Here is a 25106-nt window from a genome sequence, read left to right on the forward strand (position 1 = left end):
GAACTGGGTTCGTATGAACGCCATAGTGGCGTCATAACAAAAGGGAGAACAAAATGACCCGTAATCTAATCAAGGCCCTCCTTTTGAGCGCCAGCGTGCTCGGCTATGCAGGCATTGCATCGGCCGAGGACGTCACGCTGACGATCGAAAGCTGGCGCAACGACGACCTAGCGATCTGGAAGGACAAGCTCATTCCGGCGTTCGAAGCCAAGAACCCCGGTATCAAGGTGGTGTTTTCGCCATCCGCTCCGACGGAATACAATGCTGCCCTGAACGCCAAGCTCGAATCCGGCTCTGCCGGCGACCTGATCACCTGCCGCCCGTTCGACGCCTCGCTTGAGCTCTACAAGAAGGGCTACCTGGCTGACATTACCAAGAACCCGGGCATGGAGAATTTCGAGCCGGTCGCCAAGTCCGCCTGGACGACGGACGATGGTTCCGCCAGCTTCTGCGTGCCGATGGCTTCGGTTATCCACGGCTTCATCTACAACAAGGATGCCTTCGACAAGCTCGGCATCACCCCGCCGAAGACGCAGGCTGAATTCTACGCTGCGCTCGACAAGATCAAGGCGGATGGCACTTATATCCCGATGGCGATGGGCACCAAGGATCTGTGGGAAGCCGCGACTATGGCCTACCAGAATATCGGTCCGAACTACTGGCATGGCGAAGATGGCCGCCTGGCGCTGATCAAGGGCGAGCAGAAGCTGACCGATCCGCAGTGGGTAAAGCCGTTCGAAGAGCTGGCCAAGTGGAAGCCTTACCTCGGCGACGGTTTCGAAGCCCAGACCTATCCTGACAGCCAGAACCTGTTCACGCTCGGCCGTGCGGCAATCTATCCTGCTGGTTCGTGGGAAATCGGCGGCTTCAACACGCAGGCCCAGTTCAAGATGGGCGCATTCGCTCCTCCGGTCGAGAAGGAAGGCGATACCTGCTATATCTCAGACCACACCGACATCGGCATGGGCGCGAATGCGAAGAGCGCACATCTGGCCGAGGCTGAAAAGTTCCTGACCTGGATGTCCTCGCCGGAATTCGCCGACCTCTATGCCAATTCGCTGCCGGGCTTCTTCAGCCTCAACAAGACGGCCGTGAAGATGCAGGACCCTCTCGCTCAGGAGTTCGTATCCTGGCGCGAAAAGTGCAAGCCGACGATCCGCTCGACTTACCAGATCCTGTCGCGTGGCACGCCGAACCTCGAAAACGAAACGTGGGTTGAATCCGCCAACGTGATCAACGGCACCGACACGCCGCAGGCTGCTGCTGAAAAGCTGCAGAAGGGTCTCGACAGCTGGTTCAAGCCTGTCAAGTAAGCGCTAAGGCATGATTTCGTGGCGGCGCATCTCATGACGCGCCGCCACATCTGAAAACTGGATATCCAGTGCTCGAGCAAGCGAAGAGGGCGCGGCTTCCTGCAATCAGCGGGAGCAATGACAAGCGTCTGACCTTGCGCCATACTTGGAACGCCGCGGGGGCGTTGGCCCAAGTCTTTTCACCTATAGACGGAAGTTGTGGGATGTCCGATTCAGTCGACATGGTCAGTGCAGATACGCCGATCCGGCGGCCATTCCGCTGGCATATCATTGTGTTCATGTTGCCGGCATTTCTTGTCTACACGGCGGTGATGATCATCCCGCTCGCCGGTACGCTGTGGCTGTCGCTGTTCAACGAGGTCGATGGTCACAAGGTGTTTGTCGGATTTTCCAATTTTGCTGTCCTGTTCGGCGAGGACAAGTGGTCGGCCGGCTTCTGGAACGCGTTGAGAAACAACGTTATCTTCTTCATCATTCACATGCTGGTGCAGAACCCGATCGGCATTGCGCTGGCGGCGCTGTTGTCTTTGCCCAAGCTGCGCTTTTCGGCCTTTTATCGCACTGCGATCTTCCTGCCGACGCTGTTGTCCTTCGTGATCGTCGGCTTCATCTGGAAGCTGATCCTGTCGCCGATCTGGGGCGTGGCACCGGACCTGCTCGGCTATATCCACCTGAAATTCCTGTTCGCGCCATGGCTCGGCAAGCCGAGTTCGGCGCTGATTACCGTGTCGCTGATCTCGGTCTGGCAATATGTCGGCATCCCGATGATGCTGATCTATGCGGCGCTGCTGAACATTCCTGACGAGGTGCTCGAGGCTGCGGAGATGGACGGCATTACCGGCTGGAGCCAGTTCTGGAAGATCAAGCTGCCGCTGATCCTGCCAGCGATCGGCATCATCTCGATCCTCACATTCGTCGGCAATTTCAACGCCTTCGACCTTGTCTACACAGTGCAGGGTGCGCTTGCCGGGCCTGACGGGGCGACGGATATTCTCGGCACGCTGCTCTACCGGACATTCTTCGGCTTCCAGCTGCAGCTTGGCGACCGCTCGATGGGCGCTACGATCGCGACGGTGATGTTCCTCATCATCCTCGCGGGCGTCAGCTTCTATCTTTTCACCATCCAGCGGCGCATGCGCCACTACCAGTTCTGAGGAGCAGGAACATGTCTAAAGCCCGCACCTCCACCGCACGCGCAGCCGCAGCACATGCAGTGCTGATTGCCTACACCATTATTGCGCTGTTTCCCGTTGTCCTGACGATCATCAATTCGTTCAAGTCACGCGCAGCGATCTTCCGCAATCCGATGCAGCCGCCGCTGCCGGGCACGTTCGACCTTATCGGCTACACCACAGTGCTGGGGCAGGGCGATTTTCAGGGTTACCTGCAGAACTCGCTTGTTGTCACCATCGTTGCGATTGCCCTGGTGCTGCTGTTCGGCGCCATGGCGGCCTTTGCCCTCTCGGAATATCGCTTCAAGGGCAACACGCTACTGGGCCTCTATATGGCCCTTGGCATCATGATCCCCATCCGCCTCGGCACGATCGGCATTCTGCAGGGGATGGTCGCGACTGGGCTGGTCAATACCCGAACGGCGCTTATCCTTGTCTACACCGCTCAGGGTCTGCCGCTGGCGATCTTCATTCTGTCGGAGTTCATGCGAACCGTCTCCGACGACCTCAAGAATGCCGGCCGCATCGATGGGCTTTCCGAATACAAGATCTTTTTTCGGCTTGTGCTGCCGCTCATCCGTCCCGCCATGGCGACGGTAGCTGTCTTCACCATGATCCCGATCTGGAATGACCTCTGGTTCCCGCTGATCCTGGCACCTTCCGAGGCGACCAAGACGATCACGCTTGGCGCACAGATATTCATCGGCCAGTTCGTCACAAACTGGAACGCGGTGCTTGCAGCGCTATCACTCGCCATCGCCCCGGTTCTGGTTCTCTATCTCATCTTCTCGCGGCAGCTTATCCGCGGCATCACCGCAGGAGCAGTGAAATGAGTGCATCGCCTATCCGCGTTCTCGTCGCCGGTCTCGGCAATATGGGCATGAGCCATGCGCTTGCCTATGCCGCAAATCCCGGCTTCGAGATCGTCGGCCTCGTCAACCGCTCGAAGCCAGAACTGCCGGCCCCGCTGGCGGGCCGGGAAATCCTGCCGTCCTTTGATGAGGCGCTGAAAGAACTGAAGCCGGAGCTTTGCTCGGTCAACACCTATTCCGACAGCCATGCCGAATATGCCATCAAGGCGATGGAGGCAGGTTGCCACGTCTTCGTCGAGAAGCCGTTGGCCACGACCGTTGCCGATGCCGAGCGGGTGGTTGCCTGCGCGCGCGCCAATGGCCGCAAGATGGTGGTTGGCTATATCCTCCGGCATCATCCGTCCTGGATGAAGCTGATCGAGCTGTCACGCGATCTCGGTGGCCCCTTCGTGTTCCGCATGAACCTCAACCAGCAATCCTCCGGCAAGACCTGGGCGACCCACAAGGCGCTGATGCAGACCACGCCGCCGATTGTCGATTGCGGCGTCCACTATGTCGACGTGATGTGCCAGATCACCGATGCCAAGCCGGTGACGGTGCGCGGCATCGGCCTCAGGCTGTCCGACGAGATCGCGCCCGACATGTACAATTACGGCCATCTGCAAGTGACGTTCGAAGACGGTTCCGTGGGTTGGTATGAAGCCGGATGGGGGCCGATGATCTCGGAGACGGCTTTCTTCGTGAAGGACGTGATGTCGCCAAACGGCAGCGTCTCGATCGTCATGGATCCGAATGCCAAGTCCGACGACATCGACACCCACACCAAGACATCGACCATTCGCCTGCACAAGGCCAGGACCGGCGCCGACGGCAAGTTCGCCGAACCCGACCAGATGCTGACGATGGCGGGCGAGCCCGGCCATCAGGAACTCTGCGATCGCGAGCAGGCCTATGTGCTGAAGGCGATCCGCGAGGATATAGACCTCGATCGCCATATGAATGATGCGGTGCAGTCGCTGCGCATTTGCCTTGCCGCGGACGAAAGCGTCCGCACCGGCAAGCTGATAAATCTATAGTTTCGGAGAACGGCCTTGGGCAATCTAACTCTTAAAGCAGTGCGCAAATCCTTCGGTACGGTGGATGTGCTCAAGGGCATCGATCTTGACGTCAAGGACGGCGAATTCGTGATCTTCGTCGGCCCATCGGGTTGCGGCAAGTCGACGTTGCTCCGCTCCATCGCCGGGCTCGAGGACATCACTTCGGGCCAGATCATCATCGATGGCAAGGAAGTCTCGGCCGTGCCGCCTGCCAAGCGCGGTATCGCCATGGTCTTCCAGTCCTATGCGCTTTATCCGCATCTTACCGTGCGCGACAATATGGGTCTCGGCCTAAAACAGGCTGGTGAGGCGAAGGCGGAAATCGAAACGCGCGTCGCCAATGCCTCGAACCTGCTGTCGCTTGGTCCTTATCTGGAGCGTCGCCCAGCGGAGCTGTCCGGTGGTCAACGCCAGCGCGTCGCCATCGGTCGTGCCATCGTCCGCGAGCCTACGCTGTTTCTGTTCGACGAGCCGCTTTCCAATCTTGATGCGGCGTTGCGCGTGCAGACCCGGCTCGAAATCGCCCGGCTGCATCGCCGCCTTAAGGCGACAATGATCTACGTGACCCACGATCAGGTGGAGGCGATGACCCTCGCTGACAAAATCGTCGTGCTGAGCGCCGGCGAGGTCGAACAAGTGGGTTCACCGATGGAACTCTATAACCGTCCTGCCAATCTCTTCGTCGCGGGCTTCATCGGTTCGCCGCAGATGAATTTCATCGATGCTGATAAACTTGGCCAGAGCGGCTGCAAGACGCTGGGCATTCGCCCAGAGCACATGTCCCTGTCCCGCGAAAGCGGCACATGGTCGGGCAAGGTCGTGCATGTCGAACACCTTGGCGCCGACACGATCGTCTATCTTGAGAGCGAAAAGGTCGGCTTGCTGACAGTGAGACTGTTCGGCGAGCATGCCTATGCGCCGGATGACGTGGTTTATGCGTCGCCCAACGAGGGGGCCGCGCACCGCTTCGATGCGGATGGCAAAGCCATTCGATGATGGTGGTCTTGATACCCCCCTCTGCCCTGCCGGGCATCTCCCCCACAGGTGGGGAGAGCAGCAGGCGGCAGGTTGCATTGCCCCAATTCGACGATTTGGCTGGAAGGGCGCTCCATCCGCTCTCCCCCCTTGTGGGGGAGATGTCCGGCAAGACAGAGGGGGGTAAACATCGCCCCGGGCTGTCCTCATGATCCTCTGCTTCGACATCGGCGGCAGTTGGATCAAGAGTGCGATTGCGCGGCCCGCCGACGACATCGAAATTCTCGGCAAGCACAAAACGCCCGCGGATGACTTCGCAGCCTTTGCCGGTGTGCTGAAGGCTGAGCTGGAAGCGCTGCCGGAAAGGCCGGATTGCATTGCGATCTCGATGACCGGCGTCGTTGACCCGGACACCGGCATCATCACATGCGCCAACATTCCCTGCATTGATCAACGCCACCTGACGGAAGATTTGCAGGCGTTGCTCGGCGCGGCGGTGCTGATCGCCAATGATGCTGATTGCTTCGTGCTGGCGGAAGCCGGGCAGGGAGCCGGCCGAGGTCATCGGGTGGTGCTCGGCCTTATTCTTGGCTCCGGCGTTGGCGGCGGACTGGTCGTCGACGGTCGCTTGATCAACGCGGCTGGTGGCTTTGCCGGCGAATGGGGGCATGGGCCGATCATCGCATCCTCGGCGGGTGACCCGCCCGTCGACATTCCTGCCTTTGCCTGCACCTGCGGCCAGAATGGCTGCGTCAACACCATTGGCGGCGCCCGCGGCATCGAGCGACTGCATGCCATGATCCACGGAGAACAGCGATCGAGCACGCAGATTGTCTCGGCGTGGGGGAGTGGCGATCATCAGGCAGCGCGGACAGTGGAGGTCTACGTGGATCTCCTCAGTTCACCCCTGGCGCTAGCGATTAACATCACGGGCGCATCAATCCTGCCCACAGGCGGGGGGCTTGCGAATTCCGCCGCACTTTTGGCGGAAATTGACAGGACAATCCGACGGCGAATCCTGCGGCATGTCGATCGGCCGCTTGTGGTCCGGGCGGAATGTGATATCGAGCCAGGGCTGATAGGAGCAGCATTACTGGGGCTGGAGCACGTCCGGAATGGCTGAAATTTTACTCGAAGTCTGCGTCGATGACGTTGCCGGCCTCAAAGCGGCAATCGAGGGCGGGGCAGACAGGATCGAGCTTTGCAGCGCGCTGGCACTCGGCGGGCTGACGCCATCGGCTGGGCTGATGAGCGTTGCTGCGCGCTCACCCGTGCCCTGCTACGCAATGATCAGGCCTCGAGCCGGCGATTTTACCTATACGCCACGCGAAGTCGACATGATGACCAATGACATCTTCTTTGCGGCATCGGCGGGCCTCGCCGGCGTGGTGTTCGGGGCCAATCTCGACGATGGCCGGCTGGATGCGGACACGTTGAAGATCCTGTCGAACGCTGTTGGCAGCATGCCGCGCACCTTGCATCGTGCGTTCGATCTTGTCCCCGACATGAAGGAAGCCATCGACCTCGCAGCCGATTTCGGCTTCGAGCGCATCCTGACGTCCGGGCGGGCCAAGAGTGCGCCCGATGGTATTGACGATCTTGTCGATGCGATCCGGATTGCCAACAAGCGCATTTCCATCATGCCGGGCGCCGGCGTCAATCTTTCCACCATCGACGGGCTGCTTTCGCGCCTCAAGATCAAGGAGGTGCATTCCTCCTGTTCGGTGGATGCCGAAATCGCCGACTCGCGCGTCGTGGCGCTGGGCTTCTCCACTGCATCTGCCAAGCGGACTGATGCCGAGACGGTTCACGCCTTGAAGGCCAGATTGAAGGCGGCGTCTTAGAGCATTTCCGCTTTTCTTCGAATCGCGAAAGCGCTCTATCTTTTTGTTTTTACGCAATTCCGGGCGCAAAACCGCTACGCACTTTTGCTGGAATTGCTCTAGTAACCGCGCGCCGCGCCCGAAGCCGCCCGGCTGTCTATCGCGCCATTCAGCCGCGCTCCGTCGCCAGCCTCTATCTCTTCGAGACTTTTACCGCCGACCAGGATGCCTGCCGCCTGACCCCAGATCGGCCAGTCCATGTCGACGCTGACATTGTAGCCCATGTCGGCGAGTTTCTGCATCGTGTCACGCGACAGCGCAAAAGGCTCCATCGCCACTTTGTCGGGCAGCCATTGGTGATGGATGCGCGGTGCGTCGATCGCCTCCTGGATGTTCATGCCGTGGTCGATGACATTGAGGATCGCTTCGAGCGTGATGGTGATGATGCGGGCACCGCCGGGGCTACCGATGACCATGAACAGCTTGCCGTCCTTGGTGACGATGGTCGGGCTCATGGATGAAAGCGGTGTCTTCTTCGGCGCGATGGCGTTGGCCTCGCCTTGCACCAGCCCGTAGAGATTGGCGACGCCCGGCTTGGAGGTGAAATCGTCCATCTCGTTGTTGAGCAGTATACCGGTCCCGGGTGCGACGACGCCGGCGCCAAACGAGCCGTTGAGCGTATAGGTGACGGCAACGGCGTTGCCTGATTTGTCGACGATCGAATAATGCGTGGTCTCGTGGCTTTCAGCGAGACCTAGAGGCGTCACGTCGGCTGATTTTCCCGCCTTGAACGGATCGATGGCGTCGCGGATCGCCTTGGCATATTTCTTGTCGAGCAAAGTCGAGACAGGGTTCTTGACGAAATCCGGATCGCCGAGTGCCGCGTTGCGGTCAGCATAGGCATGCCGCATCGCCTCGACCATGACATGCACGGTTTCCGCCGAATTCTGGCCGAGGTAGGAGATCGGATAGAATTCCAGCACGTTGAGGATTTCGCAAATGATCACCCCGCCGGAGCTGGGCGGTGGCGAGGAGATGATTTCATAGCCACGATAGTTGCATTTGATGGGCTCGAGCTCGCGCACCGAATATTGCTCGAAGTCTGCCTTGGCGAGGATACCGCCCGTGGATGTGCTTGCCGCGACGATCTTGTCCGATATCGAGCCCTTGTAGAAGGCGTCCGGGCCGTCCTTGGAGATCGCTTCAAGGCTGGCAGCCAAATCGGGCTGCTTCAGCATGTCGCCGATTTCAAACGGCTTGCCGTCTGCCTTGAGGAAGATTGCTGCGGATGCCTTGTCCTTGGACAGTTTCTTGAAGCCCGAACCGAGCGAGGCGACATCACCCTGTTCCAGCGTGAAACCGTCTTTGGCGAATTTGATGGCTGTGGCCATCAGCTCCTGCCGGGATTTCGTTCCGAACTTCTCGCGCGCAGTTTCCAGCCCCATGACCGATCCCGGCACGCCAACGGCGAGATAGCCGTTGGTGCTGGCGCCCTTGACCGCGTCGCCCTTGGCATCGAGATACATGGCCTTGGTCGAAGCCAGCGGCGCGCGCTCGCGGAAATCGAGAAAGGCAGTCTTGCCATCCTGCAGCCGCACGGTCATGAACCCGCCACCGCCGATATTGCCAGCAACCGGGTAGACCACCGCCAGCACGTAGCCGACGGCGACTGCGGCATCGACGGCATTGCCGCCATTTTTCAGGACCTCGACGCCGGCGGCGGAGGCCAGCCGATGGGCTGTGACCACCATGCCATGCTCGGCGGCGATGGGTTGTGGTGCGGCGGCGCGGGCCGCATTCAGCGGCAAAAGCGAGAGAGAAAGAATAAGCGCGGCGCAAAGGCTGGACTTGATCCGGCTGGTCATGGCGGTCTCCCATCGTTGCGATCGGCGGCAGAGTAGACCGCTCAGTTCTTCTGTCTAGAACAAATCGCTGCGTCGGCCGTTGATCGGATGGCTAGACGTCCTATGTCTAATGGATGCCATCCAAAACGAAGGAATTCTTATGCTCGACAAGCCCGTCAAGATTCCAGGACCGGATCACCCGATCACCATCACGCCCAACCCCGCGCGAGTCGTCGTCCGTCTCAACGGCAGGACCATCGCCGAGACTGATGGCTCACTGACCTTGCAGGAGGCGAACTATCCGCCTGTCAGCTACATTCCGCGTGCAGATGTCGATATGTCGCTCTTGCAGCGGACAGATCATTCGACCTATTGCCCCTATAAGGGCGACGCCTCCTATTACAGCATTCCACTGGGCGGCGAGCGCTCCATCAATGCCATATGGACCTACGAAAACCCCTACGCCGCTGTCAGCGAGATCAAGGATCACTTGGCGTTCTATCCTGATCGCGTCGACAGTATCGAAGCCCGCGACGAGTAAGTCGCGGCTAACGCTGGTCTGGCGGGAACCAAAATCTGTCCTCCGTCTTTGTCCCGAATATTGCTATAGTTGCTGCAAGGCAATTGCAGGCAATGGACCGGAGGTGGACCATGCCGGACGCACCCATCTTACCGGCAGGCAATCGGCCTGCCGCGCCGCTCACATCGAATGAGTTCGTCACCACGATGTCGCACTATCATCGCGCCGAGATCGCCCGCATGGCCGGCTGGCGTGATCGGCTCGATCGCACGACCAACTGGGCGCTGACGGTAGCCGCCGCCATGCTGTCGGTGTCATTGTCGACGCCGAACTCGCATCATGGCGTGGTGTTGTTTGCCATGCTGCTGATGCTGCTGCTGCTGAGGATTGAAGCACGGCGATACCGCTTCTTCGATGTCTATCGTGCGCGGGTGCGGCAGTTCGAGCGCTACTATTTCGCCCAGATATTCTCGCCGCAGCCGGACTATGCCTCCAACTGGCTGCTGGTGCTTGGCGAAACCCTGCGCTCGCCCAAGTTTCTGATCTCCCAGCGAGCAGCCTTTGCCCGACGGCTGAGGCGGAACTACTTCTACATGTTCCTCATCTTGTTGCTGGCGTGGGTGCTGAAGATCTCCACACCCAATCTGCAGGGCACGAGCATCAAGCGAACCTTCGCCAACTCCTTGATCGAGGCGGTCGGCAATGCCAATCTCGGACCTTTGCCGGGCTATATCGTCGTGGCGCTGGTTGCAGTGTTCTATGCAATCCTGGTTTTCGTGGCCTACTTCACGCCGGACGACGAGGGCGAACTCGCCTTTGGCGACGTGCATGTGTGACTGAGGCTGCGTCAATATTGCCTGACAGGCAAGTTACTTGAATGGATTGCAAATCCCGGCAGGAGGGATATGGATGTGGCAGGCTTGCGGGGACACAGAGTCGCTCCCTTGCGGTCTTGCGGAGTTTCCCAATGAACAAGACTGTGCTGTCAGGCGTCTTGCTGACAATCTTTTCCTATTTCCTTTTTTCGCTCCAGGATGCCTCGGTCAAGTGGCTGGTTACCACACTGCCGGTATTCCAGATCCTGTTCATCCGCAGCGTCGTCATCTTCACGCTTTGCATTGCCTATGGCCGCGGGCCGCTGATCGCAAGCTCGCTCAACTCGCCAGTGCTGAAGCCGCTTTTCATCCGCAATCTGCTCCTGCTGGCGGCTTGGCTATCCTATTACTCCGCGGCGAAGTATCTCGGCCTGGCCGAGTTGACGACGATCTACTACGCCTCGCCTGTCATTATCACCATTCTTGCCGTGCCGATCCTCAAGGAAGAAGTGCCGCTGCTGCGGTGGGTGGCGGTGATCATGGGCTTCATCGGCGTGCTGATCGCCTGCAATCCGCTTGACAAGGGCTTCCAATTATCGACACCGGTCTGCCTGGCGCTGATGGCGGCAGTGTTTTGGGCGTTTTCCACGGTGCTTCTCCGAAAGACGGCGTTGCATGAAAAGACGCTGGTGCAGATGACCATCTCCAGCGGCTTTTTTCTCATCCTGTGCGGACTGGCAATGCTGGTCTACTGGACGCCGATCTCGCTGATGGACTTCGTGCTGATGGCCAGTACCGGGTTGTTTGCGGGCATTGCCCAATTTGCGCTGTTCGAAGGCATGCGCAGGGCGCCGGTCTCGGTGTTGGCACCGTTCGAATATTCGTCGCTGATCTGGGCCTTTGGCTTGGGTTTCCTGATTTGGGGCGATTTGCCGAAGCACAATGTCTTTCTCGGTGCGGGGCTGATTTTTGCCGCCGGTATCGTTATCCTGTTTGGCGAACGGTTTATGCGCGGCCCGACTCTGCCGCCCGCCGCCACCTGATTTGCTAGGAGATCGTAGATGGATATCAAGCGCAATGGTTCCCGACCGTCGACCAAGCCCTCGCCGGATTACTTTGCCGGCAATGTCCGGCAGGACCCGATCATCGAGACGCCTGCGCCTGCGCGTGTCCGCGCGCTCAGTGTGACGTTCGAGCCGGGTGCGCGGACCGCGTGGCACACACATCCGCTGGGCCAGACGCTCTATGTTACCAGCGGCGCCGGCCTCGTGCAGATCTGGGGCGAGCCGATGCAGGAGATCCGCGCCGGCGACACCGTCTGGTTCGCACCGGGGGAAAAGCATTGGCATGGTGCGAGCGCCATTTCCGCCATGACACATATCGCCATCCAGGAATCGCTGGACGGCAAGACGGTAGACTGGCTGGAACATGTCACCGACAAACAGTATGCCGGCGGCTGATCAGCTGCTAAGCCATGCCTCGATGCCCTGCGCTGCGGCTCGGCCGGTTGCCAGACAGGCAGTCAGCAGGTAGCCGCCGGTCGGCGCTTCCCAATCGATCATCTCCCCCGCCACGAACGTGCCCGGCAGCGCTTTCAGCATGTAGCCCTCGTCGATGCCGTTCCAGGCAACGCCGCCGGCGGATGAGATGGCCTCCTCGATCGGCCGCGGTCGGATGACCGAAACAGGCAAGGTCTTGATCAGATTGGAGACTGCTTCGGCCCCGGCATGCTGAATATCCGGCGCACATTCCCTGAGAAGCGCGGCTTTCACGCCCTCGATCCCCACGCCCTTGCGCAGTCGGTTGCTGAAGCTGGCCTTGGTGGGCTGGCGCGCAAGATCCCTGGCGATGCGCTCAACGGTGCGGCCCGGCATCAGGTCGAGGATCAGTCGCGCGCTGCCTTCGCTTTCCAACTCGTCGCGCAGGCTGGCGGAATGGGCGTAGACGAGGCTACCCTCGATGCCGTGTTTCGAGATGACGAATTCACCGGGGAACGTTCCAGCACCAGATGTTGCCGTAACCGCCTTGATCGGCGCGCCCGCAAAGCGCTCGACGAAGATATCGCTCCAGACAACATCGAAGCCGCAGTTGGCCGGGCGGAAGGCGCTGAACTCTACGTCTTTGCCGGTGAGCCAATCGACCCAACCCGCATCCGACCCGAGCTTCGGCCAGCTTGCGCCACCAAGGGCGAGGAGGGTGGCATCGGGCGCTACGGTTTGGCGGCCCTCGGGTGTTTCGAAGGAGAGTGCCGCGCCGTCAAAGCCTATCCAGCAGCGGCGCGTGAGGATCTCGACGCCTTGCTCCTCTAGCCGCCTGAGCCAGGCGCGCAGCAGCGGCGAGGCTTTCATCACTTTCGGAAAGACCCGGCCCGACGTGCCGATGAAAGTCTCCGTGCCGAGCCCTTCCGCCCACGACCTTACGTCACTCGGCGTGAAGGCATCGAGAGCAGGCCGCAGCCGCTTCGACGCTTCGCCGAAACGCGTCGCAAAGCGCGAAAAATCTTCAGAATGTGTGATGTTAAGTCCGGATTTTCCGGCAAGCATGAACTTGCGGCCAACGGTCGGCATCGCTTCATAAATTGTCACGGCGTGGCCCACACGAGACAGCATTTCAGCCGCCATCAAGCCTGCCGGTCCACCGCCAATAATGGCGATTGTTTTTTTGTGATTCCCCATCCGGACAGTCTTCACCTCTGTGGAGGGGCAAAGCAAGCGCTCTGGCGATCGCAATCCTGATACGTTCAGGCTTCGATTTCGATGAACCGGTAGCCCACGCCCGGTTCGGTGGTGATGATCCTGGGCTCGGCCGGATCGCGCTCGACCTTGGCGCGGAGCTGGCCGATGAAGACGCGGAGATACTGCATGTCTTCGGCATGCGCCGGCCCCCAAACTGAGGTCAGCAGCGTCTTGTGGGTCACCACCTTGCCGGCGTGATGGGCCAGCAGCGCCAGCAGGTCATATTCCTTGGGCGTCAGCTTGATGGCCGCACTATCGCGCTCCACACGCCGAAGCACCATATCGATGGTCAGGCCGTCTGACTGGACCTTGTCATTGCCCGCCTCGGTCTTGAGCTTGTGGCGGAGTGCGGTGCGGATGCGGGCCGTCAGTTCGCCGATGCTGAATGGTTTTTCGATATAGTCGTCGGCGCCGAGATCGAGGGCGGCGATCTTTTCGCTCTCGCGATCTCGGGCGGACAGGATGATGATCGGAATTTCCGACCAGCCGCGCAGCCGGGTGATGACCTCCTTGCCATCCATGTCGGGCAGGCCCAAGTCGAGGATCACGATGTCCGGGGCACGCGTGGCGACATCGCGGATCGCGGCTGCCCCGTTTTCTGCCTCGATGACGTCGTAGCCGGCAGCATCAAGCGCGGGTCGCAGGAAGCGCAGGATCTGTGGTTCGTCGTCGACGATCAGTACGCGGTGGCCGCTCATGCGTTCATATCCTCGAGTTTGGGCTGTTCGGGCACCGGAAAGCGCAGCACGAAGCGGGATCCGCGCTTTTTGACGGCAGGGCTTTCCGCCTTGATAGAACCGCCCATGGCTTCCACGAAACCACGCGCGATTGCAAGCCCCAGCCCGGTACCGGATTTGCCGCCATCGGCCTTGCCGCCCCGGCGGAAGAACTTTTCGAAGATGCGCTCAAGGTCTTTTTCCGGAATGCCTCTGCCGAGATCGGTGACCGAGACGATGGCACTGGCGCCGTCGCGCCTGGCATAGATTGCCACCGGCTCGTCGCCGCCATACTTCACAGCGTTGTCTATGAGGTTGAACAGTACCTGTCCCATCAGCACACTGTCACCATGCACCAGCGGCATATCCGTGGCGATGCTGGTCTCGATCTCGCTGTCCGGGAAGTATTTGCGTGCACGCTCGGTGGTGTCGCGAATGACGTCGGCGAGATCCACCCAATCGTGTTTCGCATTGACGGTGCCGGCCTCGATGCGGGTCATGTCGAGCAGGTTGGCGACGAAGCGAGAGAGGCGGTTGCCTTCTTCCTCGATCGAGATCAGCAGGTCGTCACGGCTTTCAGGCGACATCCGGTCGCCATATTGGCGGAGGCTGGTGACCGAGCCGGTGATGGTGGCCAGCGGCGTCTTCAGGTCATGGGAGATCGACGAGAGTAGCGCTGAGCGGAAACGCTCGCCCGCCAGCCGCGCGGTCTGCTCCATCGCCTCCTTGGAGAGCCGGGCGCGGTCGATGGCGATGGCCGCCTGATGGATGGTTGCGCCGAACACGCGCTCCTCGCCGCTATCAAGCGGTAGCTTGTTGTATTGGAAGCCGCAGACGCCGATCACCCCCTGCGGGCTGGTCAGCGGACGGAACTGAAAGGCGCTGGAGGGTAGGGTGCCGGTACCGGCGCCAGCAGGCTCATCCTTCTCGTAGGTCCAGCGGGCAGCGGCGAGATCGACGACTTCGAGCACCGAATCCGGCGGCCAGGTGGCGGCGGTCTGCAACTCGCCGTCGACCGGCAGGCTGATGACGATCTGGCGTTTCAGGAAACCCTGCAACTGCGACACCGTCGCCCAGACCACGTCATCGGCACGCGCTGTTCCCGACAACTTGCTTGAGAGATCATAGAGTGCTTCGGTCAACCGTGCCCGTTCGCCGGCCACCGCCGCCTGGTCGCGGATGCGCGAGGCGATGCCACCCGCGAAAATCGCTGTGACGATAAAGATCGCGAAGGCGAAGACCTCGTGTGGTGCTGCGATCGTCAGCGTGCCGATCGGGTCGATGAAGGAGAAATTGTAGGCAAGCGCCGAAAGCACCGCGGCGGCGAAGGCGGCGCGATAGCCACCGCGGATGGCTGAGATCATCACGGCGAGAAGGTAGAGCAGCGATACGCTGGGCACCGGCAGGATCTGGTTCAGGATAAAACCGAGAAAGGTCGCTGCCGCAACCGTGATGGCTGCCGGTGCGAGTTCCGTTGCAAGCGGCTTCCATCGCCAATCCGCGAGTGGCGCGCGCGCCGGTGGTTTGGTCGAACTGTCGGTGACGAGATGAATGGCAATGCCATCGACCCTGCGAGTCAGCGCATCTGCCAGCGACAGCCTGTAGCGGCCAAGCCAGCCGCGACTCTGCGGACGGCCGATGACGATCTGGGTCGCGTGCTCCTTGCGGGCGAGCTTGAGGATCTCGGCGACGAAATCCTGGCCGCGCAGCCGGCGGGTTTCGGCGCCCAGCCGTTCAGCAAGCCGGAAGGCCTCGTCGAGATTGCGGGTGGCTTCGCCTTCGATCGCCCTGTCGGGGCGCTCGACATGCAGCACGATCCATGGCGCATTGAGGCTGAGCGCCAGGCGACTGGCGGTGCGAATGACCTTTTCCGCCAGGCCATCGGCGGCGATGCAGACGATCAGGCGCTCGGCGGTCTGCCATGGGCCCTCGATGGCATTCTGCCGGAGATAGTCGACCATTTGGTCGTCGACGCGGTTGGCCGTGCGGCGCAGCGCCATTTCGCGCAAAGCCGTCAGGTTGCCGAGCCGGAAGAATTTCTCTGTAGCGCGGCGGGCATTGTCCGGCAGGTAGATCTTGCCCTGGTTGAGCCGCTCGATCAGCTCGACAGGTGGCAGGTCGATGAGGACAACCTCATCGGCTTCGTTGACAACGCTGTCGGGCACGATCTCGCGCACGGTAACGCCGGCGATGCGGGCGACGACATCCGAAAGGCTGTCGAGATGCTGGATGTTGAGCGCGGTCCAGACGTCGATGCCGGCTTCGAGCAGTTCCTCGATATCCTGATGGCGCTTGGGGTGGCGCGTCCCTTCCGCATTGGTGTGGGCGAGTTCATCGACGACGATGATCGCCGGTTTGCGGGCAAGCGCGGCATCGAGGTCGAACTCTTCCATCATCTTGCCGCGATAGTCGATCTGGCGGCGCGGCAAGACGTCAAGGCCGGTGAGCAGTTCGGCGGTTTCGCTGCGGCCATGGGTCTCGACATAGCCGATAACGATATCGGCGCCCGCAGCCTTGAGGCTGCGGGCGCGCGCGAGCATTGCATAGGTCTTGCCGACACCGGGGGCCGCACCGAGAAAGATCGTCAGCTTGCCGCGGCCGCCCCGGCCTGCAAGCGCAAGCAGGGCGTCCGGATCGGGGCGGGCTAATATGTCTCGGTCACGTTCGGCCATGCGATTCTTCTAGCCTCAAGGCTGAAGAGAATCGAGAGCCATATTGAGCGCGAGCACATTGACGCGCGGCTCGCCAATGATGCCGAGGCTGCGGCCTTCCGTGTTGCCGGCGACAAGTGCCGTCACCTTAGCCACATCGACGTTTCTTGCCTTGGCAACGCGAGCGATCTGCTCGTTGGCATAGGCAGGCGAGATATGCGGGTCGAGACCCGAGCCCGAAGCTGTGACCGCATCGATCGGCAGGTTGCCGGTCAGGCCGGTTGCATGCAGCCGGTCGACCTCGGCCTTGACCATGTCTTTCAGCTTCTGGGAGGTCGGGCCGAGATTGGTGCCCGACGAGGCCGCAGCATTATAGGGCGTTTCAGCTGTCGCCGAAGGACGCGGCCAGAAGTAGCGGTCAGAGGTGAAGGCCTGGCCGATCAGCGAGGAGCCGATGACTTTGCCGTCCTTGACGATCATACTGCCCTTGGCGGTGGTTGGCATCAGCGCGACAGAAATACCGGTGATCGACAGCGGATAGGCCAGGCCCGTCAGCAAGGTGAACAGCACGAGCAGTGTGAAGGCGGGACGAAGAATTTTGGTCATGATTTACACCAGATGCAAAGCGTTTACGATGATGTCGACGACCTTGATGCCCGCGAAAGGCAGCAATATTCCGCCGAGACCGTAAACAGTGAGGTTGCGGCGCAGCAGGGCGGCTGCACCGACCGGGCGATAGGAGACACCTTTCAGCGCGAGCGGAATCAGTGCCACGATGATCAACGCATTGAAGATCACCGCCGACAGGATTGCCGAGCGCGGCGAGCCCAGGTCCATGATGTTGAGAACACCGAGCGCCGGGTATGTGGCAAGGAACAGCGCCGGGATGATCGCGAAGTATTTGGCGACGTCGTTGGCGATCGAGAACGTCGTCAGTGCGCCGCGTGTCATCAGCAACTGCTTGCCGATTTCGACGATCTCGATCAGCTTTGTGGGGCTGGAGTCGAGGTCGACCATGTTGGCGGCTTCCCGGGCAGCCTGCGTGCCGGTCTGCATCGCCACGCCAACGTCAGCCTGTGCGAGGGCAGGGGCGTCGTTGGTGCCGTCGCCGCACATGGCGATCAGCTTGCCACCTTTCTGCTCGCCGCGGATAAAGGCCAGCTTGTCCTCAGGCGTGGCTTCGGCGAGAAAGTCGTCGACGCCGGCTTCAGACGCAATGGCTGCTGCCGTGATCGGGTTGTCGCCGGTGACCATGACGGTGCGGATGCCCATCGAACGCAACTCGGCGAAGCGCTCCTTGATATCGGGCTTTACCACGTCCTTCAGATGAATGACGCCGAGGATGCGTGAGCCTTCGGCGACCGCGAGCGGCGTGCCGCCGGTGCGGGCGATCTTCTCGACGCTCTGGCGGAAGCCCTGCGGCGCCGAGGCGTCGTCAAGGCCGGCGAATTTGAGGATCGAATCCACCGCGCCCTTGCGATAGGCCTTGCCTGATATATCGACACCGGAAATACGGGTCTCTGCGGCGAAGGGAATGATCGCATCGACCTTGCCCGCAGGCTCCTTCGCTCCGAAATCACTTTTGGCGAGTGCTACGATCGAGCGGCCTTCCGGCGTTTCGTCCGCCTGGCTCGACAGCATCGCGGCTTCGGCCAGTTCCTGGGCGCTGATGCCTGAGAGCGGAATGAACTCGGTTGCCATGCGATTGCCGAAGGTGATCGTGCCTGTCTTGTCGAGCAGCAAGGTATCGACGTCGCCCGCAGCTTCGACCGCGCGGCCGGATATGGCGATGACGTTGAAACGCACAAGCCGGTCCATGCCGGCGATGCCGATGGCCGACAGCAAGCCGCCGATCGTGGTCGGGATAAGGGTGACCAGAAGCGCCGAGAGCACGGTGACCGACAGGATGGTGCCGGAATAGAAGGCTAGGCCGCCAAGGGTGACGACGGCGATCAGGAAGATCAGCGTCAGGCCCGAGAGCAGGATCGACAGCGCGATTTCATTGGGTGTGCGCTGGCGTTCGGCACCTTCGATCAGGGCGATCATGCGGTCGAGGAAGGTGCCGCCCGGCGGCACGGTGATCTTAACCTTGATGGAGTCGGACAGCACCTGCGTGCCGCCGGTGACAGCCGAGCGGTCGCCGCCGGCTTCGCGGATGACCGGTGCAGATTCGCCGGTAATGGCGCTTTCATTAACCGAGGCGACACCTTCGATGACTTCGCCGTCGCCAGGGATGAGTTCACCGGCTTCGACAATGACGATATCGCCGACCTTAAGGCTGGCTGCCGGTACGACTTCTTTCAGGCCCTCGCCGCCTTTCGACAGGCGAACGGCCACGAGATCGGTCTTGGCGCGCTTCAGGCTTTCGGCCTGCGCCTTGCCGCGGCCTTCGGCCACGGCTTCAGCGAAGGTCGCAAACAGCACCGTGAACCAGAGCCAGGCGGCGATCTGCCCGGAGAAGATGGCGTCGGCGGGCTTTGTGACGAGGTCCCGGAGGAAGAACAGGGTCACGACGGCCGCGACCACTTCGGTCACGAACATGACCGGGTTTTTGGAGAGCACACGCGGATCGAGCTTCACGAAGGCCTGGCGGAATGCCGGGACGATAATGGCACGATCCAAGAGATGCGTTTTGGTTTTTCTACTCATTGGAATAAGCCTTTTTTAGAATGTCTGGCCGGCAAGCATCAGCAGATGCTCGACAATCGGACCAAGGGCGAGGGCAGGGAAGTATCCAAGCCCGCCGAGAATGAGGATGATGCCAACCAGCAGGCCGACAAACAGCGGCGTGTCGGTCGGGAAGGTGCCCTTGGACGCCGAGATTCGCGTCTTGGCTGCGACAGAACCGGCAATCGCGAGCACGGGAACCATGTAGGCAAAGCGGCCGAGCAGCATCGAGATGCCGAGCGTGGTATTGTACCATGGCGTGTTGGCGGTCAGGCCACCGAAGGCCGAGCCGTTGTTACCCGCAGCCGACGTATAGGCGTAGAGGATTTCCGACAGGCCATGCGGTCCGGGCGTCGAGATTGAGGCGACGGCAAACGGCAGGATTGCCGAGACGGCCGAGAAGCCGAGGATCGCCAGCGGCAGGATGAGGACGGCCAGCATGGCGTATTTCATCTCGCGGCTCTCGATCTTCTTGCCGAGGAATTCCGGCGTGCGACCGACCATCAGGCCAGCAACGAAGACGGCGAGTATGGCGAAGACCACAAGGCCGTAGAGGCCCGAACCGACGCCGCCGGGCAGCACTTCGCCAAGCTGGATCAGGAACATCGGCACCAGGCCGCCAAGGCCGGTGAAGGAACCATGCATGCCGTTGACGCCGCCATCGGAAAGACCAGTCGTGACCGCTGCATAGACAGCGGTCATTGCCTGACCGAAGCGGACTTCCTTGCCTTCCATGTTGCCAAGTGCGCCATCGAGACCGAGCGAGGTGAGGATGGGATTACCCGCACTTTCCGCCCAATAGATGAGGCCGCTGCCGATGATCAGGAAAAAGGCTGTGGTGGCAACGAATGCCCAGCCCTGTTTGCGGTCACCGACCAATTGGCCGAAGGTGTAGAGAAGGGCGGCCGAGAGCGATAGCATCGCCACGATGTTGAGATAGTTCGAGAACGCATTGGGGTTCTCAAACGGATGGGCTGCATTGACGTTGAGGAAACCACCGCCATTGGTGCCGAGCTGCTTGATCGCTTCCTGCGAGGCGATCGGACCGAGCGAGATCGTCTGCTTGGCGCCTTCCAATGTGGTCGCAACGATCGAACCATCCAATGTCTGCGGCAGGCCCATAGCAACGAAGGCCAGTGCCACGATGATGGCGAGCGGCAGCAGCACATAGAGTGTGGCCCTGGTCATATCGACCCAGAAATTGCCGATGGTCGATGCGGTCGAGCGGGCAAAGGCGCGGGTGACGGCGATCGCCACCGCCATGCCGGTTGCGGCCGAAAGGAAGTTCTGTACCGTCAGACCAGCCATCTGGCTGAAATGGGTCATGGTGGTTTCGCCGCCATAGGACTGCCAATTGGTGTTGGTCACGAAGCTGACAGCGGTGTTGAAGGCCAGGTCTGGTGCAACCGCGCCAAAGCCCTGCGGATTGAAGGGCAAAACGCCCTGCAGTCTCAGGATCGCGTAGAGCAGCACGAAGCCCAATGCATTGAAGGCGAGCATACCGAATGTATAGGCAAGCCAGCCCGATTCATGCTCCGGCCTGGCGCCGGCGACCCGATAGAACACGGATTCGACGGGACGCAATACGGGTGAAAGAAAGGTTTTCTCACCCGAGAAGACGCGCGCCATATAGACGCCGAGCGGCTTGATCAGGACGAGGACGATAAGAAAGAGGAGGCCGATCTGCAGCCATCCGATAAGAGACATGGTGGTTCTCCAAATGAGGATCGAGCGTTTTTTCTTGCGTATTTCCGGACGGCGAACCGCTTCACACTTCGCCTGGAAATACGTCTAGAACCGCTCGGGGAGGATCAGCGTGACGACAAGATAGGCGCAGAGCGCCAGCGCCACGGCGAGGCCGATTAGGACTTCAAACATTGCCATTCTCCTCAGATGCGCCCGAGCAGGCGGGCATAAACGGCAAAAAGGCCAAAGGCCGCGAGGCCGATGGCTAGGAATATCAAATCTGACATATCAAGCTCCTGGGATTGATCAGGCGTGCACCATGCGCCTGATGATCATCAAATCTCGATTGGGAAGGTGGATGTGCCATGTAAGGAAATCATAAGGACCGGGCTGGCGGTGCTGCATCCGCCTCGCTATGACACAGCGAGATTGCAGAGGGTGATATGTTCAGGCTGGCCGGCATCGAGACGTCAGAGCAGGAAATCAAGAAGAGCCGGTTCATCGCGATTGCCGGCCCAGTCGCAGATGAGCATGAAGCCAAGGCTTTCATCGCAACGCACTCCGATGCGACCGCCAACCACAATTGCTGGGCCTGGCGGATCGGCCAGGCCTACCGTTTCACCGATGCCGGCGAACCGAGCGGCACGGCCGGAAAGCCGATCCTGCAAGCTATCGATGGCCAAGCGCTTGACCATGTTGCGGTCGTCGTCATCCGCTGGTTCGGCGGCATATTGCTGGGCAGCGGTGGCTTGATCCGCGCCTACGGCGGCACCGCAGCTTTATGCCTCAGGGCTGCCGAGAAGATCGAATTTGTTGCCGAGGTCACGGTGACGCTGCAATGCGGATTTTCCGACCTGGCATTGGTCAAGGCGAGACTTCTGGCACGGCCCGGCTTGCGCATCGCAAGCGAAACATTCGGCGCGAACGGTGCGGAACTGACGCTTGTTCTTCCCGAGGCGGATGCGGAGGATGCCGCGCGCATGGTTGCCGATATCACCAGCGGACGATCCGCGATGCGGTTCGCGGATTAGGCGTCTGCACTGACCAAGACTGCTGGCCAATTCCGGGTCTCGGGATCGCGGCGAGATCCAAGGTCATTGTCAAGACGTAGTAATTGACGGGCAGCTTGCATGCACCATGTATGGACTTGCAGCCCTCTGAAATGCGCCTATTCTGATGAGCTTCTGGGAGGAGCCAAGGGTATGTTGAGCATATCTTCTGCTGAATTTGCCGGCATCCGTCCTCCGCGTCAGGCCTTTCCCTTGAAAATGCTGTTTTTGAGCCTCGTCGCCGGCGGTCTGCTGTCGGTGATGCCGATCGGGTTTGCCGGACTGTGGGATATCGGCACTGCCAATGCACAGCAGGATGACGCCGCGGCGCCCGACGACCAGAATTCGGATGCACCGGACGATTCAGGAGCTGCCCCCACCGACGATGCCAGCAACCAGTCGCCGTTCGACAATCCCGATATAGAGCCGCCCAATCCCGGCGAGGCGGTGGTCACACGGTTTTCGCTGACGACGGATGGCGTCGACGGCAAGGGCAAGCCGATCAAGGTCATCGATATCAACGGCATCAGCGCCAGCATCCTCGATGTCCGCAATCCCCCCGAACCGCCCTATGGGCAACACTGGATCGACGAGCCGCAGCGGATGTTCGTGACTGCCGGCGAGGTCGGACAAGTCTTCGGCGTGACCATCGCCAACAAGGATGGCGAGACGCCCGATATCTTCCTGTCGGCGACCTCGGCCTATGGCCTGCATATGATCGAAGCCGGAGACGGAAAGCCGGAATGGATGGCGGGCCAATGGGGGCCGGATGCCGGCCCGGGCAGCATCTATCGCATCAGCGCTCAAAACGGCTACAAGGCCGAGAAATTTGCCGATGTTACGCTCGATGGCCGCGACAATAGCGGCGCTTCGCTTGGCAACATTGCCTATGACAAATGGCACGGCCGGCTTTTCGTCTCCGATCTCGAAACGGGCATGATCCATAGCCTCGATGCCGAAACCGGCAAGGATATGGGAAGATTTGACCACGGCACGATGGGCCGCGTCGACTTTCTCGATGTGTGGAGTGATAAACAAGACTCGCTCGACCCCGTGGTCTTCGACCCCGCGACATCGGCCCAGATCGACACATGCGGCGCCGATTTCAGCAAGACGCCGGAATGCTGGAACATCGCCGATTTCCGCCGCCGCGTCTGGGGGCTGAAAGTGCATGGTGACAAGACCGGCGCGGTGCGGCTCTACTACTCAGTCTGGGGCAGCGACGCGTTTGGCAATGCCGACTGGCCGCAGGCCGGCGATGACCGGCGCAACGCCGTCTGGTCGGTGGCGATCACCGGGGACGGGCTGTTCGACGCGAAATCGGTGCGTCGCGAATTCTTCCTGCCTGCGTTCTGGCCGAGCGAGCCGTCGCTGGGCGATAAGGCTGGCAACAGCAACGCGGTCTCCGACATCACATTCCCGGAATGCGGCGCACAGAATGTCATGCTGGTCGCAGAGCGTGGTGGCATGCGCAATCTCGGGCTCTCCAAACCGGAGCCATTTACCCGGCCTTATGAGTCTCGCGTCGTGCGATACGAGCTTAGCGAAGACAATATCTGGCGACCCACCGGCCGCTACGATGTCGGCTTCCACGACCGCAGCCTCAGGGAAGGCGACCCGCTGCTGTTTGCCAATGCGGCCGGCGGCGTGGATTTCAATTACCGCATCAGCGAGAACGGCAATCTCGACCTGTCCAAGCCATCGCAATCGGTCTGGATGACCGGCGATGGCCTCTGCTCGCCGCTCGGCGGCTGCACCGACAAGGATAGGGGCGCCGGCGCCGATACCAGCGAGGTTCACGGTCTGCAGGGCATGCCCGGCGACGCGTTCGTTCCGGTAGAGTCGATCAGCAAGCCGACGCCGGACGCGCTACTGCGGTCCTACATGATCGACACCGACCTCAATATCGATGACAAGGGCGCTCCGATTGCCAATGAACTTGCCCGCAACGATGCCACCAAGATCGGCGATGTCGCCACCTATCAGGTCTGCGGGGCACCGCCGCTGCCGATCATCGATGTACCGGGCGAAGATAGAACGGAGGAGATCTTCCCGCCGATCGAGCCGCCGGTGGTTATTCCTGTTCACACCGTCAATATGAGCCATGCGAAATGGGCTTCGTCCGGCCACCGTGTGCGGCAGTCCTGGCATTGGCGCGAAGGCTCCTGGCATCAGGCCGACCGTTCGTGGCACTGGCGTGAAGGATCGTGGCACAGCGCCAACCGTTCATGGCATTGGCGCGGCGGCTCATGGCACGACTCCAATCGGTCCTGGCATCGTCGCAACGGTTCATGGCACGATCGCCAGCGTTCATGGCACATGAAACAACGGAGCTGGGACGGCCATCAGAGGGATCGCTCCTATCACGACAGAGCCCGCAGCTGGGGCAATGATCACCGGAAGGGCCGGTCCTTCCACGACAGGGCGCGAAGCTGGGACAACGACCACCAGAAGGGCAGGTCATTCCATGACCGCGGCCGCAGTTGGGGCAATGACCATGTCAAGGGTCGCTCCCAGCATGTGAGGAATAGAAGCTGGGGTAGCGACGACAATCCCACGCACCAGAAGGGCCGTTCCGCGCATGTCAAAGGCCGTAGCTGGGCTGGCGACGGCAATCCAACCCACAGCAAACGCCGAAGCGATGCAGCGGGAAACGACAACCCGACCCATCTGAAGAGCCGGAGCCGGAGTGATGACAACCAGCAACATTCCAAGCGGCGCAGCGACGCCGCAAAGAATGACAGCAAGCCGACGCATCTCAAGAGCCGGAGCGACGACAGCCAGCAGCACTTCAAGCGCCGCAGTGATGCCGCGCAGAACAACAACAATCAGGATAACAAACCGCAGCATCTCAAGAGCCGCAGTCGGGCCGACAGCAACGACAACCAGCATTCCAGGCGGCGCAGTAATGCCGCGCATAACAACAACCAGGACAACACGCCGACGCATCTGAAGAGCCGCAGCCGGGCCGACAGCAACGACAACCAGCACTCCAGGCAACGCAGCAACGCGGTGCAGAACAACAACCAGGATCAGAAGCCACGCCATCTCCGCAGCAACAGTCAGGGCGACGACGGTACGCCGTCGCGCATCAAGCGGAAAAACGCTGACAATCAGGACCAGCAGCCGCGGCGTCTGCACAAGCAGAACAACGGTGACGACAACAACGATATGCAGCTGCGCCGGAACCGCCAGAAACTGTTGCTTGAGAATGGCGAATGACGCAGCCTT

21 protein-coding genes are annotated in these 25106 nt (G+C 60.8%); 13 read left to right on the forward strand and 8 right to left on the reverse strand.

Annotated elements, in window-relative coordinates:
* The first annotated feature begins 53 nt into the window (after positions 1–53).
* The 7 genes from ACXHRN_RS03835 to ACXHRN_RS03865 all read left to right on the forward strand — a co-directional run bounded on the left by ACXHRN_RS03835 (position 54) and on the right by ACXHRN_RS03865 (position 7213).
* Entirely contained in the window at positions 54–1313 is a 1260-nt protein-coding gene (locus ACXHRN_RS03835; protein ID WP_488640020.1) for an ABC transporter substrate-binding protein, read from the forward strand.
* A 203-nt stretch (positions 1314–1516) separates the two neighbouring features.
* Positions 1517–2467 carry a carbohydrate ABC transporter permease gene (locus tag ACXHRN_RS03840; protein WP_488640021.1) on the forward strand — a complete coding sequence of 317 codons (951 nt, stop codon included), beginning with the start codon at positions 1517–1519 and terminating at the stop codon, positions 2465–2467.
* Positions 2468–2478: 11 nt separating this feature from the next.
* The gene (locus tag ACXHRN_RS03845; protein WP_488640022.1) at positions 2479–3318 is read left to right on the forward strand and encodes a carbohydrate ABC transporter permease; all 840 of its coding nucleotides are present in this window, start codon (positions 2479–2481) and stop codon (positions 3316–3318) included.
* Positions 3315–4373: a Gfo/Idh/MocA family protein gene (locus ACXHRN_RS03850; protein WP_488640023.1), complete on the forward strand. Its 1059-nt coding sequence runs from the start codon at positions 3315–3317 to the stop codon at positions 4371–4373. The genes ACXHRN_RS03845 and ACXHRN_RS03850 overlap by 4 nt, the downstream gene beginning before the upstream one ends.
* Positions 4374–4388: 15 nt before the next feature.
* Positions 4389–5390 (forward strand): ABC transporter ATP-binding protein, encoded by a 1002-nt coding sequence (locus tag ACXHRN_RS03855; RefSeq protein WP_488640024.1) that lies wholly within the window; start codon positions 4389–4391, stop codon positions 5388–5390.
* Between the two features lie 187 nt (positions 5391–5577).
* Complete coding sequence (locus ACXHRN_RS03860) at positions 5578–6492, forward strand: ROK family protein (protein WP_488640025.1); 915 nt, start codon at positions 5578–5580, stop codon at positions 6490–6492.
* Positions 6485–7213: a copper homeostasis protein CutC gene (locus tag ACXHRN_RS03865; protein ID WP_488640026.1), complete on the forward strand. Its 729-nt coding sequence runs from the start codon at positions 6485–6487 to the stop codon at positions 7211–7213. Before ACXHRN_RS03860 ends, ACXHRN_RS03865 begins: the two co-directional genes overlap by 8 nt.
* A 98-nt stretch (positions 7214–7311) precedes the next feature.
* Here ACXHRN_RS03865 and ggt read toward each other — a convergent pair whose 3' ends face one another.
* Positions 7312–9057 (reverse strand): gamma-glutamyltransferase, encoded by a 1746-nt coding sequence (ggt, locus tag ACXHRN_RS03870; protein ID WP_488640027.1) that lies wholly within the window; start codon positions 9055–9057, stop codon positions 7312–7314.
* Between the two features lie 139 nt (positions 9058–9196).
* Between ggt and ACXHRN_RS03875 the strand changes: the two genes are divergently transcribed.
* The 4 genes from ACXHRN_RS03875 to ACXHRN_RS03890 all read left to right on the forward strand — a co-directional run bounded on the left by ACXHRN_RS03875 (position 9197) and on the right by ACXHRN_RS03890 (position 11831).
* Positions 9197–9577: a DUF427 domain-containing protein gene (locus tag ACXHRN_RS03875; protein WP_488640028.1), complete on the forward strand. Its 381-nt coding sequence runs from the start codon at positions 9197–9199 to the stop codon at positions 9575–9577.
* A 110-nt stretch (positions 9578–9687) separates the two neighbouring features.
* Positions 9688–10392, forward strand: a complete 705-nt coding sequence (locus ACXHRN_RS03880; RefSeq protein WP_488640029.1) for a DUF2270 domain-containing protein — start codon at positions 9688–9690, stop codon at positions 10390–10392.
* Between the two features lie 131 nt (positions 10393–10523).
* Positions 10524–11414, forward strand: coding sequence for a DMT family transporter (locus ACXHRN_RS03885; RefSeq protein WP_488640030.1), 891 nt, complete (start codon positions 10524–10526; stop codon positions 11412–11414).
* A gap of 18 nt (positions 11415–11432) precedes the next feature.
* A complete protein-coding gene (locus ACXHRN_RS03890) occupies positions 11433–11831 on the forward strand; it encodes a (R)-mandelonitrile lyase (RefSeq protein ID WP_488640031.1) in 399 nt (132 codons plus the stop codon).
* On the opposite strand, the gene ACXHRN_RS03895 is transcribed toward ACXHRN_RS03890, so the two are convergent.
* From ACXHRN_RS03895 to ACXHRN_RS03925, 7 genes are all read right to left on the reverse strand, one after another.
* Entirely contained in the window at positions 11832–13046 is a 1215-nt protein-coding gene (locus ACXHRN_RS03895; RefSeq protein WP_488640032.1) for a TIGR03862 family flavoprotein, read from the reverse strand.
* A 65-nt stretch (positions 13047–13111) separates the two neighbouring features.
* Positions 13112–13804 (reverse strand): response regulator, encoded by a 693-nt coding sequence (locus ACXHRN_RS03900; protein ID WP_488640033.1) that lies wholly within the window; start codon positions 13802–13804, stop codon positions 13112–13114.
* Positions 13801–16494, reverse strand: coding sequence for an ATP-binding protein (locus ACXHRN_RS03905; protein WP_488640034.1), 2694 nt, complete (start codon positions 16492–16494; stop codon positions 13801–13803). The genes ACXHRN_RS03900 and ACXHRN_RS03905 overlap by 4 nt, the downstream gene beginning before the upstream one ends.
* A gap of 15 nt (positions 16495–16509) precedes the next feature.
* Positions 16510–17079, reverse strand: coding sequence for a potassium-transporting ATPase subunit KdpC (gene kdpC, locus ACXHRN_RS03910; protein WP_488640035.1), 570 nt, complete (start codon positions 17077–17079; stop codon positions 16510–16512).
* A 3-nt stretch (positions 17080–17082) separates the two neighbouring features.
* Positions 17083–19122 carry a potassium-transporting ATPase subunit KdpB gene (kdpB, locus tag ACXHRN_RS03915; RefSeq protein WP_488640036.1) on the reverse strand — a complete coding sequence of 680 codons (2040 nt, stop codon included), beginning with the start codon at positions 19120–19122 and terminating at the stop codon, positions 17083–17085.
* Positions 19123–19137: 15 nt separating this feature from the next.
* Positions 19138–20847 carry a potassium-transporting ATPase subunit KdpA gene (gene kdpA / locus ACXHRN_RS03920; protein ID WP_488640037.1) on the reverse strand — a complete coding sequence of 570 codons (1710 nt, stop codon included), beginning with the start codon at positions 20845–20847 and terminating at the stop codon, positions 19138–19140.
* 84 nt (positions 20848–20931) lie between these two features.
* Positions 20932–21024 (reverse strand): potassium-transporting ATPase subunit F, encoded by a 93-nt coding sequence (locus ACXHRN_RS03925; protein WP_488640038.1) that lies wholly within the window; start codon positions 21022–21024, stop codon positions 20932–20934.
* A 245-nt stretch (positions 21025–21269) separates the two neighbouring features.
* On the opposite strand from ACXHRN_RS03925, the gene ACXHRN_RS03930 reads away from it, so the two are divergent.
* Together ACXHRN_RS03930 and ACXHRN_RS03935 are read left to right on the forward strand one after the other, a co-directional pair.
* Entirely contained in the window at positions 21270–21857 is a 588-nt protein-coding gene (locus tag ACXHRN_RS03930) for an IMPACT family protein (RefSeq protein ID WP_488640039.1), read from the forward strand.
* Positions 21858–22028: 171 nt separating this feature from the next.
* On the forward strand, positions 22029–25097 hold the full coding sequence (locus tag ACXHRN_RS03935; protein ID WP_488640040.1) for a hypothetical protein: 3069 nt from the start codon (positions 22029–22031) through the stop codon (positions 25095–25097).
* Positions 25098–25106 lie beyond the last annotated feature (9 nt).

It is taken from the genome of Shinella sp. OV683 (assembly GCF_057787725.1).

Excerpts from the sequence above, each read along its gene's own strand:
- ACXHRN_RS03865 (WP_488640026.1), top strand. The coding sequence starts at position 6,485 with ATGGCTGAAATTTTACTCGAAGTCTGCGTCGATGACGTTGCCGGCCTC.
- ACXHRN_RS03905 (WP_488640034.1), bottom strand. The coding sequence starts at position 16,494 with ATGGCCGAACGTGACCGAGACATATTAGCCCGCCCCGATCCGGACGCC.
- ACXHRN_RS03860 (WP_488640025.1), top strand. The coding sequence starts at position 5,578 with ATGATCCTCTGCTTCGACATCGGCGGCAGTTGGATCAAGAGTGCGATT.
- ACXHRN_RS03885 (WP_488640030.1), top strand. The coding sequence starts at position 10,524 with ATGAACAAGACTGTGCTGTCAGGCGTCTTGCTGACAATCTTTTCCTAT.
- ACXHRN_RS03890 (WP_488640031.1), top strand. The coding sequence starts at position 11,433 with ATGGATATCAAGCGCAATGGTTCCCGACCGTCGACCAAGCCCTCGCCG.
- kdpC (WP_488640035.1), bottom strand. The coding sequence starts at position 17,079 with ATGACCAAAATTCTTCGTCCCGCCTTCACACTGCTCGTGCTGTTCACC.
- kdpA (WP_488640037.1), bottom strand. The coding sequence starts at position 20,847 with ATGTCTCTTATCGGATGGCTGCAGATCGGCCTCCTCTTTCTTATCGTC.
- ACXHRN_RS03845 (WP_488640022.1), top strand. The coding sequence starts at position 2,479 with ATGTCTAAAGCCCGCACCTCCACCGCACGCGCAGCCGCAGCACATGCA.
- kdpB (WP_488640036.1), bottom strand. The coding sequence starts at position 19,122 with ATGAGTAGAAAAACCAAAACGCATCTCTTGGATCGTGCCATTATCGTC.
- ACXHRN_RS03880 (WP_488640029.1), top strand. The coding sequence starts at position 9,688 with ATGCCGGACGCACCCATCTTACCGGCAGGCAATCGGCCTGCCGCGCCG.
- ACXHRN_RS03900 (WP_488640033.1), bottom strand. The coding sequence starts at position 13,804 with ATGAGCGGCCACCGCGTACTGATCGTCGACGACGAACCACAGATCCTG.
- ACXHRN_RS03930 (WP_488640039.1), top strand. The coding sequence starts at position 21,270 with ATGTTCAGGCTGGCCGGCATCGAGACGTCAGAGCAGGAAATCAAGAAG.
- ACXHRN_RS03925 (WP_488640038.1), bottom strand. The coding sequence starts at position 21,024 with ATGGCAATGTTTGAAGTCCTAATCGGCCTCGCCGTGGCGCTGGCGCTC.
- ACXHRN_RS03840 (WP_488640021.1), top strand. The coding sequence starts at position 1,517 with ATGTCCGATTCAGTCGACATGGTCAGTGCAGATACGCCGATCCGGCGG.
- ACXHRN_RS03850 (WP_488640023.1), top strand. The coding sequence starts at position 3,315 with ATGAGTGCATCGCCTATCCGCGTTCTCGTCGCCGGTCTCGGCAATATG.
- ggt (WP_488640027.1), bottom strand. The coding sequence starts at position 9,057 with ATGACCAGCCGGATCAAGTCCAGCCTTTGCGCCGCGCTTATTCTTTCT.
- ACXHRN_RS03895 (WP_488640032.1), bottom strand. The coding sequence starts at position 13,046 with ATGGGGAATCACAAAAAAACAATCGCCATTATTGGCGGTGGACCGGCA.
- ACXHRN_RS03875 (WP_488640028.1), top strand. The coding sequence starts at position 9,197 with ATGCTCGACAAGCCCGTCAAGATTCCAGGACCGGATCACCCGATCACC.
- ACXHRN_RS03835 (WP_488640020.1), top strand. The coding sequence starts at position 54 with ATGACCCGTAATCTAATCAAGGCCCTCCTTTTGAGCGCCAGCGTGCTC.
- ACXHRN_RS03935 (WP_488640040.1), top strand. The coding sequence starts at position 22,029 with ATGTTGAGCATATCTTCTGCTGAATTTGCCGGCATCCGTCCTCCGCGT.